The organism is Candidatus Limnocylindria bacterium (genome assembly GCA_036523395.1).
Classification (GTDB): Bacteria; Chloroflexota; Limnocylindria; order P2-11E; family P2-11E; genus CF-39.
Window position 1 is genome coordinate 1 of sequence record DATDEH010000120.1, and the last position, 2713, is coordinate 2713.

At 67.6% G+C, this 2713-nt stretch carries 4 protein-coding genes; 2 read left to right on the forward strand and 2 right to left on the reverse strand.

The annotated features are described in order from the left end of the window. Nucleotides 1–707, reverse strand: a 707-nt coding sequence (locus VI056_14935) for a hydroxymethylglutaryl-CoA lyase (GenBank protein HEY6204316.1), incomplete at its 3' end; no start/stop codon positions are given. A gap of 22 nt (nt 708–729) precedes the next feature. After that, entirely contained in the window at nt 730–1716 is a 987-nt protein-coding gene (locus tag VI056_14940; protein HEY6204317.1) for a hypothetical protein, read from the reverse strand. 50 nt (nt 1717–1766) lie between these two features. On the opposite strand from VI056_14940, the gene VI056_14945 reads away from it, so the two are divergent. Together VI056_14945 and VI056_14950 are read left to right on the forward strand one after the other, a co-directional pair. Beyond that, complete coding sequence (locus VI056_14945) at nt 1767–2051, forward strand: DUF2087 domain-containing protein (protein ID HEY6204318.1); 285 nt, start codon at nt 1767–1769, stop codon at nt 2049–2051. Then, nucleotides 2051–2644, forward strand: coding sequence for a nitroreductase family protein (locus VI056_14950; protein ID HEY6204319.1), 594 nt, complete (start codon nt 2051–2053; stop codon nt 2642–2644). The genes VI056_14945 and VI056_14950 overlap by 1 nt, the downstream gene beginning before the upstream one ends. Nucleotides 2645–2713 lie beyond the last annotated feature (69 nt).

Genomic DNA, 2713 nt, shown 5'->3' on the forward strand with positions numbered 1-2713 from the left:
CCGATGCCGCCGACGCTCGCGTCGAACGTCGTGATGCCCAGCTCCATCGCGGCCAGCGCGTTCGCGAGTGCCTGACCGTATGTGTCGTGCAGGTGCAGCGCGATCTTGTCGTTCGCGATCTTCGCGTCGGCGAACGTATGCAGCAGCGTGCGGATCTCGCCCGGTGTGCCGACGCCGCTCGTGTCGCCCAGGGATAGCTCGTCGCAGCCCATCGCGAGCAGCGCCTTCGCGCTGTCGACGACCACGTCAGGTTTCGTCGGGCCGTCCCACGGATCGGCGATGACCATCGAGAGGTAACCGCGCACGCGCAGGTGCGCATCCTTCGCGCGCCGGACAACCGCGCGATAGCCGTCGAGCACTTCGGCGCGCGAATGATTCAGGTTCTTGCGCGAGTAGCTCTCCGACGCGGACGCGAACACCGCGATCTCGTCCGCGCCCGCTGCCAGGGCTCGATCGAGTCCCTTCTCGTTCGGCACGAGCACCGGGTAGCGCACCCCGGGCCGGTGCTTCAACGCGCGGAGCAGCTGCTCGGCGTCGGCGAGCTGCGGCACGGCCTTGGGATTCACGAACGACGTCGCTTCGATCACCGTGTGACCGGCCTCCGCCAGACGCGTGATGAGCTCGAGCTTGGTCTCGGTCGGGAGCGTTTTGGATTCCGCCTGGAGCCCGTCGCGCGGGCTGACCTCGACGATCTGGATCCTGGTCACGAGGCCGCGTCGATGACCATCGTCAGAACCGCTCGCCGACAAAGAACTTGCTCGCGGCGGCGATGGCCGGGAGCAGGAACGACACGACGAGGCTTCGCAGCGTTCTCGTGTCGTACGGCCATTCCGAGACCTCGGCGATGCGATGCTCGAGCGCGAGCCCGGCGGTGACCGACATCGTGAGGCCTTCGGTGTATGCCTCGGCGAGGAGCGCACGCACGCGGCCGAGCTCCTTCTGCTTCAGCGCGCGGATCGCGATGTGGCTGTCCCACATGACGTAGAAGAAGAGCGCCGTCGCGATGACCAGGACCGCTGCGTACGCGATGACGAGGCGCACCACGAGGTCGAGCGGCACGCCAGGGGCGAGCAGGAACAGCTCGCTGATCGCTATGGCGATCGTGAACGCCGCCGCAACGCTGTACGCGAAGCGCGCGACCGGGCGCAGCGGCGAGAGATCGAAGATCGACAGCCTCAGCGGGTAGCGGTGAAGCTGCGAGAGCGAGCGTGTGCGACGCACGATCTCGTAGAAGACGATGCCGAGCAGCGCGAACACGAGGCTGACCGCCGCGACGCGATACGCGCCGATCCAGCCGAACGTCTCGGCCAGCGCCCACGGCTGGATCGTGATGAGCCCGAGCGCCGTCGCAATGACCGCGGCGATCCACTCGTCATACCGGCCACGTCGCGTCGCGAGCTCGACCTGATGCTCGAAGTTCCGGCCGTCGGCGAGCAGCGAGCGGAACGCTTCGATCGCGCGCGCGTACGCCCGGCGGAGGATCCAGCGGGCGACGAGCCAGTACGCGACCAGCACCGCTGGCAGCAGGCCCGTGCGCCAGAGCGTCGTGTTGAGCGGATGGTCGAACTCACCGTCGAGGTAACCGGCGCCGAGCAGCGCCAGGGCCAATACCCCCGCCGCGAGAGCGACGGCGCGCGGCCCGTGCGCGTGGAGATGCTCGGCGATCGCGTCCACCAGCGAGCCGTCGTGAGCGATCGCGGTCGTCCGGTCGGCCATGGCGCCCGTATTGTCCCTCGCGCGGATACGCCTGCCGTACAGTCGTTGTTGTGTTGAGGAAGGGAAACGAGGTCCGGATCGAGGAATTCGACGGACCCCCGGAATTGGCCCGCTTCTTCAAGGCCGGGCACCTCGAGACGATCCCCTCATCCCGCGCCGACCGGATCGCCGTGCTCCGTCACCTCGCGCAGCGCTTCGAGCCGGGCCGCGAGTACCACGAATCCGAGGTCAATCGCATCCTGCAAGGAGTCCACGCCGACCACGCGATGCTGCGGCGCTACCTCGTCGACGAGAAGCTGCTGCGCCGCGCCTCAGGCCGCTACCGCCGGACCTAATGGAGTTCCAGGACGTCGTCCGCAAGCGGAAGATGGTCCGGAGCTTTGAGGACCGCCCGATCCCGCGCGAGGTGGTCGACCGGATCCTCGCGAACGCGCAGCGGGCGCCCTCGGCCGGGTTCAGCCAGGGGTGGGCGTTCCTCGCGCTCGAGGGACCCGACCAGACCGCTCGTTACTGGGATGCGCTGTGGCCGCAGGAGCGGCGCGCCGAGTTCGGCTGGACGGATATGTTCAAGGCGCCGCTGCTGGTCGTCTGCCTGAGCCACAAACGAGTCTATCTAGCTCGGTACGCGGAATCTGACAAAGGTTGGACCGACATGGACGAGAAGCGCTGGCCGGTGCCGTACTGGGACATCGACACCGGCATGGCCGCGCTGCTCATCCTCATGACCGCCGTCGACGCCGGCCTCGGCGCGGTCTTCTTCGGGATTACGGATCAGGCCAAATTCCGCGAAACGTTCGGCGTCCCGGACGAGCTCACCGCCATCGGCACGATCGCGATCGGGTACGCCAAGCCAAAGGACCGCCCGTCGCCGTCGCTGAAGCGCGGCCATCGTCCACCGGACCAAGTGATCCACAAAGGACACTGGTAGCGCTACCGAGATGACTGGTAGCGGCCCACGTCGCGCGATATCTTCGATGGCGAGATGGGAACGGGAATG

What these genes read in the sequence shown, in the direction of transcription:
- VI056_14940 (HEY6204317.1), bottom strand. Translation starts at nt 1,716, where the DNA reads ATGGCCGACCGGACGACCGCGATCGCTCACGACGGCTCGCTGGTGGAC.
- VI056_14950 (HEY6204319.1), top strand. Translation starts at nt 2,051, where the DNA reads ATGGAGTTCCAGGACGTCGTCCGCAAGCGGAAGATGGTCCGGAGCTTT.